Below are 18,468 nucleotides of genomic sequence, written 5' to 3' on the forward strand. Positions count from 1 at the left end.
GTGCCGCTCTTCCTCGATCAGAGAAAGCGCGATATGCAGACTGAGGCCGCTTTTCCGAAGCGTGCAAAGTTCACCTAAATCCGCCGCGGTCCATTCATCTCTCTGCTTCCATCATGTTGACTGAAAGATAGGATCGTCCATCTGGACAATGGCCAGACAGGAAACCTTTCGCGATCTCTACTCAGACAACACTGCGCCATTCAGGTCAAAGTGCATTGGGAACAATGCGCGCAGAAACCGGAAAACAATTCTCATTGCTTCGTCGCGGTCAAATGAATCCGGGTGGAGTAGGTAATCAGTCCACATGCCTTCGAGCATTGCGAGTGTGCCGTGTGTGGCGTCCCTGGCAACTTGGTTAGGGTGTTCCGTGCCAGTTTCTTTTGCAATTCGAGCGAAAGCGTTGAAAACCAAGTTCCGAAGCTTGGCGTCGCGGGTATCTGAAAACGCAGCGATTGCTGCTCTGTTTCGGGCCTCGCCTCGAAATGCGTACCAAATGGAGACGTTTTTCTTGTTGAGAATGGTTTCACTCAAGTCACCCCGAACAATCATCTCAATATGTTCCTGTCCGGTTTGCCCGGTCGCTTCCAACAAGTCATAAAGGCCGTTGTAGTATTGTTCGGATGAATAGCGGGCGGCTTCGTCGACCAAGTTGTCTTTCCCACCAAAATGAAGATGAATCATGCCGCGGGACAGATTGGCGCGTTGGATGATCTCGCTGACTGAGGTCTCGGAAATCCCTTTCTCTGCCACCGAGTCGAGTACGGCCTCTATCAGAGAAAGGCGATTTCGTTCGCGTATTTCTTGTCGTCTTCCGGTCATATGATTAGGCGGCTCTATTTGTTTTCAGTCTCTTGCGGTGGCGTCTAGTGGCCGATGCGACGTTGGCCAGCCTCTATGTCGAAATAATCAGTTGACACAACTAGTGCAAAAATCCCAGATTTAAATGGACGATTGTCCATTTTGTGATCGACTGTTGTCACAGCATCGAAATCGAAATTCAGCAGGGAAGCATGGCAGGAGTACTACGAAGTGAGACGGGCAAGGGCCTGGCACTTAGCGCGCCTGCGACGCTCTACGTGGGGCTGCTTGTAGCCGTACCGCTCTGTATTCTTGTCGCCTACAGTTTTTGGACCCAGACATATGTCCAGATTGACCGGACATTGACTTGGGCGAATTACCAAGAGGCGTTTACTGACCCCTTGGTTCGACACCTAATGATCCGTTCGGTTGCAATTGCGGGTGCGGTGACCTTGGCAACGGTTTGTCTGGCCTATCCGATTGCCTACTTCATTGCTTTTCGTACGCAAAAAAAGACCCTCTGGCTGTTGTTGATCACTATTCCTTTTTGGAGCAGCTACCTTCTGCGCGTGTTCAGTTGGAAACTCATTCTTGGTTTCAACGGGGTGTTGAACTCGGCACTGATTTCATTGGGTTTGATACAAGAACCACTGACATTCCTGCTCTACAATGAGTTTGCTGTGGTCCTTACGCTCGCCCACGCCTGGGCACCGTTTGCCATCCTGCCGATCTATGTATCGCTGCAAAAGATTGACCGCAGCCTTTTGGAGGCCGCAACAGACCTTGGCTGCAGTAAGTTGGAGCGCTTTGTACGTGTGACACTGCCCCTGACGGTGCCGGGGATCATCGCGGCCTGCCTGATCATTTTCATCCCAACCGTCGGCGATTACGTCACTCCGGCCTTGGTCGGTGGATCTCAGGGAAAAATGGTCGCGAACTTGATCCAGGTGCAGTTTGGCGCCGCCAATAATTGGCCGTTGGGTGCAACCCTGTCTCTTCTCGCCATGCTTTCGGTCGGCTGCGTTGCGATCCTGTTCGTGGTGATCGTCACCGCATTGGGTCGGAGGATCAGATGACCAGGGTATTTCGCATCTCATGGTTGCTGGTTTACGCGATTGCCTACCTGGTGTTTCTCTATCTGCCGGTTTTGCTGTTGCCGCTGTTTTCGTTCAATGACGGAACCATCGTGGCGTTCCCGCTCAAAGGTTTCACGTTGAAATGGTACGCGCAGTTGGGTCAGCAAGACACGCTGTTGCAAGCCATGGTGAATTCGCTGATCGTCGGCAGCGTGACCGCCGTGATGGCAACTTCTCTGGGTCTCTTTGCAGCTCGCGCCTATGTCCGCTATCGCTTCACGGGGCGTGAGTTGTCCGAGGGACTGGTCATGCTTCCACTGGTCATTCCCGGCATCATCGTTGCCAGTTCAATGCTGGTTCTGTTCATCAGCATCGGGCTGAAACCATCGCTGACCACCGTGATCCTTGGGCATGTGTTTGTGGCGCTGCCCTTTTCCGTGTCGATCATGAAGTCTGCGTTCGACGACTTCGACCAGTCCCTGGAGGAGGCCGCGTTCGATCTTGGTGAAAGCGTTGTTGGGACGTTTCGACGTGTTACCCTGCCAATCGTCGCGCCGGGAATCATTGCTAGCCTGTTGGTCACCTTTACAGTGTCGTTTGACGAGTTCGTCCTGGCCTTTTTCCTATCCGGAAACAGCCCAACACTGCCGGTGTATATCTGGAGCCAAATCCGCTTCCCGGCAAAGCTGCCCAACACGTTGGCACTGGGGTCACTGCTATTACTGTCATCGGTCCTGCTGCTGTTGATTGCCGAATATTTCCGCCGCCGTTCCATCCAGTCCTCAGATTGAAGCCAAAGGAAACAAGTAAGATGAGCGAACAGAACATCATCGAAATTCGGGGCGTAGAAAAACGCTTTGGTTCCTTTGTGGCTGTGTCTGATCTGAACCTGACCTTGAAAGAAGGTGAGTTCTTTTCGTTGCTTGGCCCTTCAGGCTGCGGCAAGACAACGGCTTTGCGTATCATCGCGGGTTTTCAGGATCACGAAGAAGGCGAGATCCGGATCGATGGTCGGACGATGGGAGAGGTGCCTGCCAACAAGCGCCCTACAAATATGGTGTTCCAAAGCTATGCGATCTTTCCGCATTTGAACGTCGGCGACAATGTTGGCTTCGGATTACGCAAAACAAAGCTGTCTCGGAGGGAAATCAAAGAGCGTGTTGCCGAGGCGCTTGAGATGGTCGAGCTTGGCGGCCTGCAGGACCGAAAAGCCAACGAATTGTCGGGAGGTCAGCGGCAACGTGTGGCACTCGCCCGGGCACTCGTTATGCGGCCCAAGGTATTGCTCTTGGATGAACCGTTGTCTGCGTTGGACAAAAATCTGCGCGAAGCGATGCAGTTGGAGATGCGACGCCTTCAACAGAAGCTTGGAATTACTTTCGTCATGGTCACGCATGACCAGTACGAGGCGATGACCATGTCCGACCGCATCGGCGTCATGTTCGCCGGGCAGCTCAAGCAGGTGGATAAGCCAGAGGTCCTGTATTCCCAACCCTGCAACCGGGAAGTGGCTTCTTTCATCGGTGGAATGAACTTTCTGGATGCCGAAGTGACTTCGGAGAAGTCTGAAACGCTTGAAGTCAACGTCAAGGGCTTTGGGAAGATGGAAATCGGGGTGAACCCCAACGTCCAGGTGCATGACAAGGAACTTCTTGTCGGGGTTCGACCTGAGCAACTGGAAATCAGCTCGGAAAAACCGGATGGCTATGATGCTCTTGTTCAGGGCGAGGTCTCGGACGTCGCCTTTTATGGCGAGAGTGTCCACTACTATGTGCGCGTCGATGGTCTGAAAGACAGCATTTCCGTCGCAGTACCAAACTACTTTCACACGGTCGATCACACGCGCGGCGATACCGTCTGGCTTGGCGTTCAAAGCGCCTCGGTGATTGACTTGGGTAAACGTGAATCTTTGGGAGGAGAACAATGATTAAAACAGCATCACTTACGGCAGCAGTAGTTGCCACCTTTACCGCGGGCCAAGCTCTGGCGAACGCCGCTGACCTGACCGTTTTTGACTGGTCCGGATATGAGGATCAGGGTTTCTACGGCGATTATGTCGAAAAGTACGGTGGGGCGCCCAGCTACACCTATTTTGGCAGCGTGGAAGAAGCGTTCACCAAGCTTCAGTCCGGGTTTGAGGCCGATTTGGCTCACCCCTGCACAGATGCTCTGAGGAAATGGGTGGCGGCAGATTTGATCAAGCCAATCGACACCAGCAAGCTGGAGAATTGGGACAAGTTGATGCCCAAGATCAAAGAGGTCGATGGCATCACGATCGATGGGCAGACCTACATGGTGCCGTTTGAGTGGGGCAACACCGGCCTGATCTATCGCACCGATATGATTTCGGCGGATGATGTTTCGCTGCAATTGCTTGCAGATCCCGCCTATCAGGGCAAAGTCGCCATTCCGGACGCCGCTTCCAGTGCCTTTGCAATGGCAGCCTTGGCGACTGGAGCGTCCAGCTATACCGATATGAGTGACGAGGAATTCCAAAAAGCGGCGGACTATCTGCGCGCGGTTCATCCGAACGTGCGGTTTTATTGGTCCGATGCCGGCCAACTGGATCAGGCAATTGCCAGCGGTGAGGTCACGCTGGGTTGGGGATGGAACCAATCGGAACTGAACCTGATCTGGAACGAAACCCCAGCGGTCATGATGCGTGATGTGGACAAAGGCATCGCGACCTGGGTCTGCGGTTATGTACATCTGAAATCTGCGAAGCAGTCGGATGAGCAGGTCTATGACATGCTGAACGCGCTCAGCTCCGCGGCAAGTGGGAAGTACATCATTGAAAGTTGGGGGTACGCCCACGCCAATGAAGACGCTTTTGCGCAGGCAGACCCGGAGTTGATCGAAACTTACGGGTTCTCGGATGTGGACAGCTTCTTTGAAGGCAGCTTGTTCTTCGACGCCGTTAACCCCGAATTGGAGGCCAAGATGTTGAAGGAATTCGAGCGCATTAAAGCGGGCTTCTGAGGGCGCTCTTACAACACAGCCGGGAATGGTGGGGATGTAGAAACCCTTCCATTCCCACGAAACTATTTCCGATTTTCTTGGAGGAAGCGCGGCAATGTCAGGCGCTGACGGATATTCTGTACTCTTTGAACCGGTTCAAATTGGGCCAGTGACGGCTCGAAACCGGTTCTACCAAGTGCCCCACTGCAACGGCATGGGGCACTTGCGACCGCAGGCCGAGGCTGCCATGCGGGCAATGAAGGCCGAGGGTGGTTGGGCCGTCGTCTCCAACCAGGAGACGGAAATTCACCCGACTTCTGACCTGTCCCCGTTTGCCGAAAACCGACTTTGGGATGAGCAGGATATCCCGGCGCTGCGCCTGATGACCGAGGCGGTGCATGGAAAGGGGTCTTTGGCGGCTATTGAATTGGCGCATAACGGTCACCACGCGCAAAATCATCTGAGCCGGGCCCCTTTGCTGGCGCCTTCAGAACTTGCCTTGCAAACTGCTTATCCCAAGCAAGCCAGGGCGATGGATAGGGCGGACATTCGCGAATTTCGCAAGTGGCATCGCGCAGCGGCTCGCCGTTCGCGCGAAGCCGGGTTCGACATCGTGTATGTATATGCCGGGCATCACATGACCTTGCCTCATCATTTCCTGCTGCCACAGTTCAATGATCGAACGGATGAGTATGGAGGTTCACTGGAGAACCGGGTGCGGCTAACCCGCGAGCTTCTTGAAGAAACCAAGGAAGAGGTTGGAGACGATTGCGCCATTGCCCTGCGATTTGCGGTTGACGAAATGCTCGGGGCAGACGGCATGCAAGCGCAGGAAGAAGGCCGTGCTGTAGTCGAGTTGCTGGCCGAGCTTCCTGACCTTTGGGATGTTAACGTGGCAGATTGGAGCAACGACTCTGCAACTACCCGGTTCGAGCCCCGCGACGGCTTTCAAACCTCATATATCGAATTCGTGAAACAGGTGACTTCCAAACCTGTTGTTGGCGTCGGGCGTCTTACGTCGCCGGATTTGATGGCGTCACTGGTCAGGAAAGGCATTCTTGATTTTATCGGCGCGGCGAGGCCATCCATCGCTGATCCGTTTCTGCCCAACAAAATCAAGGAAGGTCGCATCGAAGAAATCCGTGAGTGCATCGGTTGCAATATCTGTGTTTCATCCGACTCTCTCGGTGTCCCCATACGCTGCACACAAAACCCGACCATGGGCGAAGAGTGGCGGCGGAAATGGCATCCAGAGTTCATTGAGCGTCGGGGGAAAGAGAAAACTGCGCTCGTTGTGGGCAGCGGACCAGCCGGACTTGAATGCGCCATGCAATTGGCGCGGCGGGGATACGAGGTAACTCTGGCGGAAGCCAAGCAAGAGCTTGGCGGCCGTGTCTTGCAGGAGTCTGGTCTGACCGGGCTGTCCGCTTGGACCCGCGTCACAGATCACAGGATTTATGACCTTAGGCAAAGAGGTAACGTTCAACTGTTCACCGACAGCCTGTTGTCAGCAACCGAGGTTGTCGAGCTGGGTATTCCGAACGTCTTTGTCGCAACTGGCGCAAAATGGCGACGAGACGGGCGCGGGAAATCTGGATTTCACGGCGTATCAATAAGCGCCGGCGCTCAGGTATTTACGCCGGATGACATCATGTCAGGGACACTGCCGGGGAGCGGTCCGGTTTTGGTCTACGATGATGAACAGGCATATCTCGGTGGTGTATTGGCGGATCATCTGGCTCGGGCTGGACATGAGGTCGTCTTTGTAACCCCGGCTTCAATGGTTTCGCCGTTTACTGAACTAACGCTGGAACAAACTCGAGTACAACGCAGTCTTCTGGAGGGCGGCGTTCAACTGGTCCTGTCTCATACATTGGACAACGTGGCGCCGGGGCAGGCGACCGTGCGATGTGCGTACACGGGGCGAGAACAGACCAAAGACTGTGGTTCAGTTGTGTTGGTGACGCAGCGCGCGCGCGAAACCAACCTCTACGATGAGCTGCGCAGCTTGGCCAGCAACCCGCTGACTACGTTGGAATTGATCGGGGATGCAGCAAACCCCGGCTTGATCGCGGACGCAGTATATTCGGGCCACATGGCTGCTCGGAATTTCGAGCGCGAGGCGGGCGAAATTGACCGCGAATTTTTCCGTCGGGAACTCGTTTCCCTTGAATTTGTTTGAGGTGCGCCATGCCAAAAGATGATTTGCAAGTTATGCGCGACTTGATGGGCTCGCAACGTGAAGGGTTCGCCTTGCCTCGTCACTTCTACACGTCTCAAGCCGTATACGAGAACGATATCAGTGCGTTCTGGAACCGAAACTGGATCTGGGTCGGCCATGTTAGCCAGGTCCCTGAACCGGGTGATTATTTCCTGTTCGACTATGGGCCCGAGTCCATCATCATCGTTCGGGATCGTGAAGGCGAAGTGCGCGGGCATCTGAACGTATGCCGCCATCGTGGATCGCGGGTTTGCATCGAACGGAAAGGCAAAGCCCGCAACTTCATATGTCCGTATCACGCGTGGACTTTCGACTTGAACGGCAAACTGCGGAACGGTCGATCAATGGGATCGGGTTTTGATCCGGGCCAGTATGGGTTGTTCCCGGTTCAGGTGAAGATATACCAAGGTCTGATATTCGCCTGTGCAGCCGCGAATGCACCACCTCTGGATGCCGCGTTGGAGCGACTCGCCCCACTTTCAAAGCCGTTTGACTTTGAAAATCTGAAGGTCGCTCATGAAGCCTCGTATCCGGTTCCCGCGAACTGGAAACTGGCCTTGGAAAACTATCTGGAGTGCTATCACTGCGCCCCGTCTCATCAGGACTATTCGCGCAGTCACTCGTTGAAAGATCCTGCTCAAGTTCTTGAGTTCAGTGGCGCTCTTCACGAGCGGATGGACGAAGTCGGAGTTCCCTTGGAGGAATTGGACCTGACCGGAGAAAACGCGTTCGCGCCGGGTGCAGATGTCTATTGGCGGCGCTACCCGCTGTTTCCCGGGTATTTGACGGGCAGCAAGGATGGTACGCCTTTGGCTCCCGCTCTTGGAGAGCTAAAGGGTCACGACGGCGGTGCCACCGATCTGGGGATCGGGACTTTGAACTACTTCCTCGTTTATGCAGATCACATGGTTGGCTACCGGTTCGTTCCGCGCGCCCTGCAGGAAACAGATATTCAGATCGTCTGGTATGTGCGCGGCGATGCTCAAGAGGGTCGTGACTACGACAAGGACGCGTTGACATGGCTCTGGCATGTCACGTCGCTCGATGATGAGCGGATCATCCGTCACAATCAGGAAGGCGTGAACTCCCACCATTTCGTGCCGGGACCACTGTCCGAGATGGAGTGGAGCATTCCTGGTTTCTATCGCAACTACTTCAGCATGATCTGACAGGCTCAGAATTCGGAGAAACACCATGACAGAGTTAACGAAGCGCAGATCAAGACGGCGCGGGGGCGGGCGTGAGGCACGTGCTGCCGTGCGAACCAGCAATGTCGCTTCGCAGGCAATCTGGCCGGGGATTGCCGGAGGAAGATACAAGCCCCTTTCAGACGCTGACATTGCGCGCATTCATGAAGCCGCCCTGAGTATTCTGGAGCGTACGGGCGTCGGTGATCCAACACAGGAAGTTCTTGATCTCGTGCTGCCCAAAGGGGCGACGGTGAACGAGCACGGCAGGCTATGCTTTCCTCGGGCCTTGATGGAAGACCTGTTGGCCAAGACCGCAAGCGAATTCTATGTCCATGCACGCGGATCTCGGGCTGGAAAGGACGATATGCACTGCACCAAGGACAAGGTGTATTACGCAAATTCCGGTACGGCGGTGACAACGTTTGACGCGGAAACGCGCAGTTACCGACCATCAACGCTCAAGGATATCTACGATTTCACCCGACTTGTAGACCGGCTCGACAACATTCACATGACCGGTGATACGGTTCTGGCAACGGATGTCCCGCAGGACTACGAGCATGACATGAGCATGCTATACGCCATTCTGGCGGGAAGCGAGAAACCGTCCTGCCTGACATTCCGCACGCGCGAACACATAAAAGACGCCATTCATATGTTCGATCTGGCATCGGGCGGGGAGGGAAAGTTCCTTGAAAAGCCCTCGGTGATTTTTGGAGGCTGTCCTATCGTTTCACCGCTTCGGTTCGGGCGGGAAAACCTGGAAATCCTGATTGATACTGCAAAAATGGGCCTTGTCTGCGACCTTGCCGTTCCGCCACAAGCCGGAGCCACGTCACCAGCGCCATTGGCCGGCACGCTGGCGCAGGCGGTGGCCGAGACCCTTTCCTGCGTGGCCGTTGCCAACCTGATCAACCCAGGAACACCTGTCGTCTTTGCGGCTTGGCCGTTCATTACTGATCTGCGCACTGGATCGTTTACTGGCGGAAGTGGCGAGCAGGCTTTGATTTCAGCCGCTGCTATTCAGATGGGCAACTTCTACAACCTACCAACCAGCGTCGGATGTGGAATGACGGATTCCAAAATCCCCGATGCGCAATATGGGCTGGAAAAAGCGCTTACCTTCGCTTTGGCGGCCCATGCGGGAGCAAACCGGTTGTGCGAGTTTGGTGGAATGCTCGGCAGCCTGATGGGCTGTAGCTTTGAGTCAATGGTGATCGACAACGAGGCAGCGGGCATGATCTCTCGAACACTGCGCGGGATCGAGGTGAGTGACGATACGCTTTCGGTCGACGTCATCCATGAATGCGCAATAGATCCCGGTCATTTCCTTGGTAATGCGCAGACCTTGCAATACATGGAGACCGAGTATGTCTACCCAACCTTGATGGATCGGGAGCTTACCGACACTTGGGAGAAGGCAGGCCGTCAGGATATGTTCGAGCGGAGCAGGTCGGTTGTGAACGATATCCTATCCAATCACTACCCGAACTACTTTGGCAGCAAGGCTGATGAAGAGGTTCGATCCAAGTTTCCGATCAAGTTGCCGCCTGAAGAAATGCGGGCTGGGTGAGCGTAGCAGGTCGCGGTAGGGGCTCGCCACTTGCAAGGTTGCGAGGCCACCCCGAAGCCATTCCTAAGTTCTCAACGCATTCTGGCGCGTCAGGTCCTCGGTCGCCAGCCGGATGCCCTTTTCAAGGATGTCGAACATCTGGTTCAACTCGTCTTCCGAAATGATCAACGGCGGAGAAAACACACACATATTGATGATTGGCCGCAGGATCAGTCCGTTCTCCTGACAATGATGATCGATCAATGCGCCAACTGATTTATCAAGATCCAGCAAGTTATCGGCTTTGGCGTCCGCAACACACTCAACACATCCAACCAGCCCCATACCGCGGGCATCACCGACGAGCGGCAATTCAGCTAGGGCCTGAAGGCGTTCTGCGAACAGCGGCGTGATCGCGCGGACATGCTCAAGAACGCCGTCACGCTCCATGATTTCGATCGTCTTCAAACCGGCCGCCGCGCTTACTGGGTGGCCCGAATAGGTGAAGCCATTAGAAAAGGTAGCGTCCTGGGCGTGTTCGCCGCTTATTTCTGCTATCAGCCGATCAGAAATGATGCAGGCCCCCATCGGCACATACCCTGAAGTCATTCCCTTAGCGCAGGTGATGATATCCGGCTGAATACCGAAGACGGCTTCGGACGCAAACCAATGCCCAAGCCGTCCGAACCCAGTCACAACCTCGTCCGAGATATACAGGACATCGTACTTTCGGCAGATTTCCAGACAGCGCAGATGATATCCCGGTGGAGGTACGATGACACCTCCAGAGCACAAGATCGGTTCAGCGATGAAAGCTGCGACCTTGTCTGCTCCGGTCTGCAGGATCATGTTTTCCAGATCCGCTATTTTTTCGTCCAGAAAGTCGTCGACTGTCTGCTCGGGGCGACGCGTATAAGGATTCACATTCGGCAGGAAGCGCGTCAGGTGACTTGCCTGGTCCAGCCAACCTTTGTCTCGCTCTTTTCCGGACACTGAGGCCGCCAGGTAGGTCGATCCGTGATAGGCTTTCTGCCGCGATATCACGATCTTCTTTTCAGGCTTGCCCAGAAGGTTGTTGCGAAACTGCACAAACCGAAGAGCGGAATCCACGGCGGTTGAGCCACCTGTCGTGAAGAACACATGGTTCAGGTCGCCCGGCGTCCGCTTGGCGATCTCATGCGCCAACCGGGCGGGGGCTGAGTTGGCATTGTTGAAGGGCGAAAAATACGCCATCTCTTTCGCCTGCTGGGCCATGGCATCGGCAATTTCAGTGTTTCCATAGCCCAATTGCATACACCACATGCCAGCAGGGCCGTCTATTAGGCGCTTTCCGTCCTCAGTGAAGACGTGAACGCCCAGACCGCTTTCTGCAAAGGTGCGTGCGTTTTGGCCCAAACATGACATTCCCTCCCACGGGTGCAGGAAATGTTTGTTATCCCACTCGCGAATGGACCGAAAGTCAGAGTTGGAAAGGGTCATGCAGCGTCTCGATGAAATGGAAATCACAAAATGAACAAACATTTATTCAATGTCAATTCTTGAACTTTCGCTCTGCTAAATGCGAGAAGACAAAGGGCGACCACCCAGCGGAGGACAAACAAGATTACTCTCGAGCCTGATATCCCAACCAATGCCCGTGATCTGGGTAAGCTGCAGAACCGAAAGCAGTTGATCCAAGCGGCTGCAGAGGCCATCTACAAGTACGGAATTCGCGGCACGACCTCGGCGAGAATCCAAGAGTTGTCAGGACTGTCGCAAGGGATGGTAAACCTACACTTTGGCTCCAAAGAAAAGCTTCTGCTTGCGGTGGCTGAGGAATTGTCAGTCCGCTACGCGGAGCAGTGGAAGGTCATCGCAGCCAATCCCGAGTTGGGCCCGGCAGACAAGTTAATCTCTTTCATTAAGGCAGACTTCGATCCCTTGGTCCTAAATGCACGGGACGTCGCAATTTGGTTTTCCTTCCGGGCCGAAGCGCTCTCGAACCCGAAGGTATTTCCTTTCATCGACTCGCGAGACAAAGGTTTCAGGGCGGCGATACTGGAGCTGTTGGAGCAAATAAAGGTTGAAGGCCAGTACGATGACGTAGACGCCAATCTTGCAACAGACGCATTGGTTGCTTTGCTGGAAGGGCTCTGGACCGACTACCACTTGCACTCAGAGATCTTCAAACCTTCGGAGGCTTTGAGGATCTGCCTGTTTGTACTGCAATCGATGTTTCCAAAACACTTTAGCAACCAAAAGATCTAAGGATGAAGGTGGCTTTTGAAAATAGGAACCTACCGAGGTCAATCCCTAATCCGTCCGTGTCTCGTGAATGAATCGCCGCAAGTCATTAGTCATTGGTTGGGCCCATAAGACGCACATAAGCAATGCAAAACACCAAATAGCAGCGCGCCGATGATCAGCGAACTAGCCGAAGCTTCCAACCCGCGGCCGCGCGCGATCAGCAAGAATCCAATAACAATGTCAGTAAAAATCCCCAGATGATAGTATGAGCTGCGCCGGCATCTTCAATCCCGTCGGATATGACCGTTTTCACAACAACGACATCAGCGTCGGCATATGTAGCAAGAAGTCTCATGGTTGGGGGCAGGACCGCCAAACTGGCACCAACCTCATTGGCTGCTCCTAACGGTGTCGGACGTTCGTCAGAACTGCCGCTATGACCGGGTCACGGACAAAGTTCTAGGATTCTTCAAACAGATCGGTCATCCGTAGGATTGCACTACACGGCCGTCGAGAGTGGGAAGGAGTACTTTTCTTCTCTTCCGAAAGTGTCGTGACTCAATTCAAGGCCTCCCTACATGCTGAGAAGGCCGTTTCGGCTCACCGGTGTCCAGAAACCCTCCGGTGGAGCCTTTTTGTGTGTCCGACGGTATCGTTCACAAAACTAGGTTGCTGGATGCTCGGGTGCGTCACCCAAAGCCAGTAGTAAAAGGATGGCCAAAAGCGGTGATCCAACCAGACCGATCAGGAACCAGATCAAACCGGATCGGTTGCGCCGCCCCGCCATCGTGATCGGCAGGATATAAGCCAGATCACGCCAACCAGCAAGGCTAGCATAAATATCAGTTGGATAACTGGTGCGTCCATCAAATTTCACCTTTCGTATCTTGACGCCATGTATAACACGGCTGATCAAGTTTGACAGACGGTGGCCCGAATGTGCTCTTGGGCAAAAAATAACTCCCGACATTGGTCTCGGGTGTCCTGGCACTCTCCCGGTGGCTTCCTTGGCGATTAAACGGTGTAGTCCCAATGGTTAGAGCGTTCCGGAGCGCACAGTGGCAAGGTCGGGAATGCGGACAAATTTTCTGTGCGTTGAGAGAACTCTCTAAGTCTAGCCAAAATCGGCAGATTGGCCAAATATCAGTGATTTTCTACCAAAACGTTTAACTGTTGGTCGGTTGACTAAGAGAAAAGACCTCTTTCCGATCTCAACCGCCAATCTCGCTCCAAGCTTCACCCGTAGCACTGCTGGGCTGAGTGATAGCTAGTATAGTGTGCAGTGTGACGACGGACTCCTTGACTTTCACACTCTACTCAAAATCCTTGCAGTCAATGAGGGAGAGAGTTTGTGCAAGCTGAGGGATTTGTCAAAGGGCGGCCGATTGACCTGGCAGTTTTGGACTACGGGCTGTTCAAGGTTCATTCCACGGGTCGCATCATTGGGATCTGCGGCTTTCTGATCCGGACGGATCTGGGAGAAGCCATACTCATCGACACCGGGTTGCCCGAAAAATATGCGACCGATACCGAAGCCGCGGTCAAAGAAGATCTTTTGTACGAGTTTGGCGAAGTCCTAAAATGTGAACCGGAAAATCTGCCACGCGCGCAACTGGCAAAACTCGGTCTCATTCCATCAGACATTACGTTGCAGATTTGTACCCACACCCATATCGACCATATCGGGGCATTGGGCGACTTTCCGAGCACTCCGATACTGATCTCTTCCGTGGAGCGGGCTCTGCCTCGTCCATTGTATTGGGGCGGTGTGCGGCCTTTGGAGTGGCCCGATCGGGATTACCTCTTGGTTGATGGCGACGAAGAGATTGGACCAGGTATCCTGGTATTGGCGGCACCCGGTCATGCACCTGGCCAGATCGCCCTGATGGTCGATCTTCCCTCGGGTCCGGTTTTGCTCACCAGTGACGCGATATCCCGACCGTCAGAAATCGATGAGAAATTTGCAGGGTCATGGGACGAAGAAGCCGCGATTGCCAGCGCAGACAGGTTGATGCGTCTAGCATCCGAGCGAAACGCCTTTGTGATCTATGGGCATTGTCCAAATCAATGGCCAGTTCTGAAGAAAGCACCAGAGGTCTACCGTTGACCCCAACCGGTGGTCCACCTTTCCCGAAATCGATTGATCTTCCTGAAAACTACCTGACGTCCCGCCCTTGATTCAGAATGATTACATTTCCGCTGGAAACGTCACCGGCCGGTGAAATGAGAAAACTGACCCAAGAGGCGACTTGCTCGGGCTGCATCGCATGACCATGCGGCATGGCGCCAACGGCTTTCTCCAAGACTTCCTCAGACAAGACATTGAACAAGGGCGTCTCGGTCATGGCTGGCGCCAGCGAGTTCACACAGATTTTTTCCTTTGCGTATCGACGGGCTAGGTCTTTCGTAAGGGTATCCATCGCCGCCTTTGATGCCCGGTAGTGCGGAGGGTCAAATACATCGAAATTGTAAGCTCCGTTTGATGAGATATTCACAATCTTTTTGACGCCCTCGCGTTCCAACATCAATCGGACAGCCTGCTGGCAACAATGGAACGCAGAGTTGAAATTGATTGCCATCTGCCTTTCCAGTTCCTCGGGCGGTATATGCGGGAAGTCGGACATGAAGCAGGTGCCAGCGTTGTTTACCAAAGCATCGAGGCCGCCATGAGCTGACTTTATGCCATCAAAGGTCTGGGCGATTGCAACTGGATCCGTCAAGTCAACGCAGAATGGTGTGAAATTTGAACCTAACTCTGCCGCCAGTTCATCCAAACCTTCCTCGTTGAGGTCCAGTCCAAGGACGTGGAACTCACATGTCCGCAATTGGCGGCAGATGGCCTGTCCCATTCCTCCTGCAGCGCCGGTCACAACGGCTGTTTTCATAGTAACTCCTCGAACCCTGGCGAAACAGTGGATATCTTGAACTACAGAAGGAAACCCGCAACGCAGGTTTCTGCAAGTATGGATAGTCAATCTCTAAAAAAATTCGGTGAGCGTCTGGTTTGGGCTCGGAGTTAGACCTTGCGATGTCATTCCACCGCGCTTTGGCGCCGGATGTGCTTTTCGACGTTGCAACTGAAGCAAACGGCAGCATGGTCCGCAATGCAGACGTTCAAGCAAGTTGCAGCGAATGACCGCTTTGAGCCCATACCTACCCGGTGTGCTCCCCGCAGCGAATGTCAGCTTGTCCGGGCTGCTCCATGCTCGTGCGCGGCGTCCTCGCGCCGTTCCTCAAGTGCCTGTCGGACAATTTGGTACGAAGATGACAAGAATAGGCTCGCCATGATCGCAGCGACAATGAGGTCAGGCCAGCCCGTTGCGGTGCCCCAGACACCCAAAGCGGCAATCATCACGGCCACATTGCCGATGGCGTCGTTCCGCGAGCATAGCCAAACCGACCGCACGTTGGCGTCTCCATCCTTGTAGCTGACAAGCAAGAGTACGCTCGCAAGGTTTGTTGCGAGAGCCAGCGCACCGATGATCCCCATGATTTCGGCCTCTGGAACACCCACGTAGAACACCCGATAGACGGTCGAACCAAACACCCACGCGCCCATCAGGAAGAGGCTGATCCCCTTCGCCAAGGCTGCGTTCGTTCGAGCGCGAACAGAAGCACCGATCACGGCGAGGGAAATACCATAGGTGAGCGCGTCCCCAAGGAAGTCTAACGCGTCTGCTTGAAGTGCCTGAGACTTTGCATAGTGTCCGGCGGTCATCTCGACCACGAACATTGTCGCATTCAGCGCGATGACGATCCATAACCGGCGTTTGTATTCGTTCGACATCCCGTCAAACTTCACGTCGCTACCGCAGCATCCTGCCATTTTTGAAACCTCTTCAGAATCGCCTCGGTTCTAATGTAGTCTCTCTAGTGACTAGAGGTTCAAGAGGGTTTTCGCATGTTCTCAATTGGAGAGCTTTCGAAGCGGACGAAGGTCAAAGTGCCTACCATCCGCTACTATGAAGAAATGGGTCTCCTGGCTCCACCGGAACGTACAGCAGGCAACCAGAGGCGTTACACAAACGATGGTCTGGAACGCCTGAGCTTCATCCGTCATGCGCGTGATCTTGGCTTCTCCATCGACGCGATCTCATCTCTGATCGAGTTGCAAAACCATCCAGACCGATCATGCGAAGCCGCCACCGAGATCGCCGAAGGTCAGTTGTCCGAAGTGCGAGCCAAGATCAAACGACTCAAAGCGCTTGAGAACGAACTGAAGCGTATTGCTCAAGGATGTGATGGTCGCGGCGTGGCAGAGGACTGTTATGTCTTGGCCTCGCTCGCAGACCATGACCTATGTGGCCGGGATCACTGACCCTCGAAAGCTGACATCTATTCGGTAACTCCGAACGGCAGCTTTGTCCGCACAGCAGACGTACGTCGCAAGTCTTTTCAATGTCTACCGTGCGGACCTAATATTTCGGTGGTGTGATCTGCTCAAACGACCGCTTTGTGCGCATTGCAAATGAGCGAAAGCACCTCGGGATGATTGGAAATCTGGCGGCGGGTCCAAAACAGCGTGGCAATCGCTTTAAGAAGCGGACAATTATCCAGTGTGTGAGCAACGCAGTTCCCGTCAACGCTATCTGGATTTACTTACCGGACCATGAAGCTTGATTATTGCGGTTTGTGTTCGTCTCGTCTGAGTAATAGACACTTGATGCGGTGTTCTTTGGGAGAGTGGCTGTCCTCCTGAAGACCCCTGTCGCTTGTGTTTAGCAAATCAATACCAGGTTGAACGATTGACATGCATTCGCAGTTGGTATGCTATCCGCAACCATAACGTTAACAGAAATTTGCGACACGGTATCGTGAATTCAATGCGGTTAAACGGCTGCAACATGGGAGAAAATAATGAAAAATCCAATACTCGTACTGACGCTTTTGATGACGACGACGTCTTTGGCCAGTGCCGAAACTCTGCGTTGGGCGCGCTCGGGGGATGCGCTGACGCTCGACCCGCATTCGCAGAACGAAGGGCCGACGCATACCGTGCGCCACCAGATGTATGAACCTCTGATCATTCGGGATACGAGCGGTGCGTTTGAGCCTGCGCTGGCGACCGATTGGGCCCCCAGCGAGAGCGATCCGAATGTCTGGGTGTTCAACCTGCGTCAGGGCGTGAAATTCCATGACGGCGCCGATTTCACTGCAGAAGACGTGGTGTTCAGCATCAACCGTGCGAAGCAGCCGAACTCGGACATGAAAGAACTGATCAATTCGATTGTCGAGGTGCGCGCTGTCGACGACCACACGATCGAGATCGAGACGGACGGTCCGAACCCCATTCTGCCTGCGAACCTCACCGACCTGTTCATCATGGACAAGGGCTGGACCGAGGCGAATAACGCGGTCAACGTTCAGGATTTTGAAGGCGGTGAGATCACCTTTGCGACCGTCAATGTGAATGGAACCGGCCCCTACAAACTGGTCAGCCGCGAACCGGACGTCAAAACGGTGATGGAGCGGAACGAGGATTATTGGGGGCGCGATCAGTTCCCGATGGCGATCAGCGAAATCATCTATACACCGATCCAGAATGATGCGACCCGCGTTGCGGCGATGTTGTCGGGCGAGGTGAACTTCCTTCAGGATATGCCGGTGCAGGACCTGGACCGGGTGAATGCCGTCGACGGTTTGGTCGTCAAACAAGCGCCGCAAAACCGGGTGATCTTCTTTGGCATGAACCAGGGCGCGGATGACATCGAGGCGGATAACGTCGATGGTAAGAACCCCCTTGCCGATGTCCGCGTTCGTCGGGCCATGTCCAAAGCGATCAATCGAGATGCCATCCAACAGGTGGTCATGCGCGGTCAGTCGCAACCTGCCGGGATGATCGCCCCGCCGTTCGTGAACGGTTGGACTGCCGAGATGGACGGTGAAAGCAGCACGGACGTTGAAGGTGCAAAGGCGCTTTTGGCCGAAGCGGGTTATCCGGACGGATTCTCGATCCGGCTGGATTGTCCCAACGACCGGTACATCAATGACGAAGGTATCTGTCAGGCCGCTGTCGGGATGCTGGGTCAGATTGGCATCACTGTGAATCTGGATGCCAAACCGAAGGCGCAGCACTTCCCGCTGATCACGGACGGAAAGACCGATTTCTACATGCTGGGCTGGGGCGTTCCGACGTATGACTCGGAATACATCTTCAACTTCCTGGTCCATGGCCGTGAAAGCGACATTGGGACGTGGAACGGCACCGGGTATGACAATGATGAGTTGGATGCCAAGATCGAGTCGCTGGCCTCGAACACGGATCTCGTCGCGCGAGATCAAGCGATCGCCGAGATCTGGCGCGTGGTGCAGGATGAACAGTTGTATATTCCGATCCACCATCAAGTGTTGAACTGGGGTATGGCTGAAAACCTGGACATCAACGTTGATCCCGAAGATCAGCCTATGGTCAAGCATTTTGGCCTGAAGTAAAAAACGTGGCCGGGC

At 54.2% G+C, this 18,468-nt stretch carries 16 protein-coding genes; 11 read left to right on the forward strand and 5 right to left on the reverse strand.

Annotated elements, in window-relative coordinates:
* Positions 1-177 precede the first annotated feature (177 nt).
* The gene (locus ACR3EK_RS05235) at positions 178-819 is read right to left on the reverse strand and encodes a TetR family transcriptional regulator C-terminal domain-containing protein (protein ID WP_480632844.1); all 642 of its coding nucleotides are present in this window, start codon (positions 817-819) and stop codon (positions 178-180) included.
* A gap of 191 nt (positions 820-1,010) precedes the next feature.
* Between ACR3EK_RS05235 and ACR3EK_RS05240 the strand changes: the two genes are divergently transcribed.
* The 7 genes from ACR3EK_RS05240 to ACR3EK_RS05270 all read left to right on the forward strand — a co-directional run bounded on the left by ACR3EK_RS05240 (position 1,011) and on the right by ACR3EK_RS05270 (position 9,816).
* Positions 1,011-1,874 (forward strand): ABC transporter permease, encoded by an 864-nt coding sequence (locus ACR3EK_RS05240; protein WP_170442154.1) that lies wholly within the window; start codon positions 1,011-1,013, stop codon positions 1,872-1,874.
* Positions 1,871-2,665: an ABC transporter permease gene (locus tag ACR3EK_RS05245; RefSeq protein WP_170339925.1), complete on the forward strand. Its 795-nt coding sequence runs from the start codon at positions 1,871-1,873 to the stop codon at positions 2,663-2,665. Before ACR3EK_RS05240 ends, ACR3EK_RS05245 begins: the two co-directional genes overlap by 4 nt.
* A gap of 20 nt (positions 2,666-2,685) precedes the next feature.
* Complete coding sequence (locus ACR3EK_RS05250) at positions 2,686-3,801, forward strand: ABC transporter ATP-binding protein (protein WP_480632845.1); 1,116 nt, start codon at positions 2,686-2,688, stop codon at positions 3,799-3,801.
* Positions 3,798-4,853, forward strand: a complete 1,056-nt coding sequence (locus ACR3EK_RS05255) for an ABC transporter substrate-binding protein (protein ID WP_170339920.1) — start codon at positions 3,798-3,800, stop codon at positions 4,851-4,853. The genes ACR3EK_RS05250 and ACR3EK_RS05255 overlap by 4 nt, the downstream gene beginning before the upstream one ends.
* A gap of 94 nt (positions 4,854-4,947) precedes the next feature.
* On the forward strand, positions 4,948-7,014 hold the full coding sequence (locus tag ACR3EK_RS05260) for an oxidoreductase (RefSeq protein ID WP_480632846.1): 2,067 nt from the start codon (positions 4,948-4,950) through the stop codon (positions 7,012-7,014).
* Positions 7,015-7,022: 8 nt separating this feature from the next.
* Positions 7,023-8,222, forward strand: coding sequence for an aromatic ring-hydroxylating oxygenase subunit alpha (locus ACR3EK_RS05265; RefSeq protein ID WP_480632847.1), 1,200 nt, complete (start codon positions 7,023-7,025; stop codon positions 8,220-8,222).
* 25 nt (positions 8,223-8,247) lie between these two features.
* A complete protein-coding gene (locus ACR3EK_RS05270; protein WP_480632848.1) occupies positions 8,248-9,816 on the forward strand; it encodes a trimethylamine methyltransferase family protein in 1,569 nt (522 codons plus the stop codon).
* Between the two features lie 63 nt (positions 9,817-9,879).
* On the opposite strand, the gene ACR3EK_RS05275 is transcribed toward ACR3EK_RS05270, so the two are convergent.
* Positions 9,880-11,274 carry an aminotransferase gene (locus tag ACR3EK_RS05275; RefSeq protein ID WP_480632849.1) on the reverse strand — a complete coding sequence of 465 codons (1,395 nt, stop codon included), beginning with the start codon at positions 11,272-11,274 and terminating at the stop codon, positions 9,880-9,882.
* 189 nt (positions 11,275-11,463) lie between these two features.
* On the opposite strand from ACR3EK_RS05275, the gene ACR3EK_RS05280 reads away from it, so the two are divergent.
* Positions 11,464-12,042, forward strand: a complete 579-nt coding sequence (locus tag ACR3EK_RS05280; RefSeq protein WP_480632850.1) for a TetR/AcrR family transcriptional regulator — start codon at positions 11,464-11,466, stop codon at positions 12,040-12,042.
* Positions 12,043-12,685: 643 nt separating this feature from the next.
* Here the strand turns inward: ACR3EK_RS05280 and ACR3EK_RS05285 are convergent.
* A complete protein-coding gene (locus tag ACR3EK_RS05285; protein ID WP_480632851.1) occupies positions 12,686-12,937 on the reverse strand; it encodes a hypothetical protein in 252 nt (83 codons plus the stop codon).
* 435 nt (positions 12,938-13,372) lie between these two features.
* Between ACR3EK_RS05285 and ACR3EK_RS05290 the strand changes: the two genes are divergently transcribed.
* Positions 13,373-14,128: an N-acyl homoserine lactonase family protein gene (locus ACR3EK_RS05290; RefSeq protein WP_480632852.1), complete on the forward strand. Its 756-nt coding sequence runs from the start codon at positions 13,373-13,375 to the stop codon at positions 14,126-14,128.
* A 49-nt stretch (positions 14,129-14,177) separates the two neighbouring features.
* On the opposite strand, the gene ACR3EK_RS05295 is transcribed toward ACR3EK_RS05290, so the two are convergent.
* Both ACR3EK_RS05295 and ACR3EK_RS05300 read right to left on the reverse strand, forming a co-directional pair.
* Positions 14,178-14,906 carry an SDR family NAD(P)-dependent oxidoreductase gene (locus tag ACR3EK_RS05295; RefSeq protein WP_170579920.1) on the reverse strand — a complete coding sequence of 243 codons (729 nt, stop codon included), beginning with the start codon at positions 14,904-14,906 and terminating at the stop codon, positions 14,178-14,180.
* 296 nt (positions 14,907-15,202) lie between these two features.
* Positions 15,203-15,847: a cation efflux transmembrane domain-containing protein gene (locus tag ACR3EK_RS05300; RefSeq protein ID WP_170363787.1), complete on the reverse strand. Its 645-nt coding sequence runs from the start codon at positions 15,845-15,847 to the stop codon at positions 15,203-15,205.
* A 75-nt stretch (positions 15,848-15,922) separates the two neighbouring features.
* Here ACR3EK_RS05300 and ACR3EK_RS05305 point away from each other — a divergent pair, with 75 nt between their 5' ends.
* Together ACR3EK_RS05305 and ACR3EK_RS05310 are read left to right on the forward strand one after the other, a co-directional pair.
* Entirely contained in the window at positions 15,923-16,339 is a 417-nt protein-coding gene (locus ACR3EK_RS05305; RefSeq protein WP_170363786.1) for a MerR family transcriptional regulator, read from the forward strand.
* Positions 16,340-16,878: 539 nt separating this feature from the next.
* A complete protein-coding gene (locus ACR3EK_RS05310) occupies positions 16,879-18,453 on the forward strand; it encodes an ABC transporter substrate-binding protein (RefSeq protein ID WP_170371396.1) in 1,575 nt (524 codons plus the stop codon).
* Positions 18,454-18,468: the final 15 nt, after the last annotated feature.

It is taken from the genome of Ruegeria sp. BC8 (assembly GCF_056535705.1).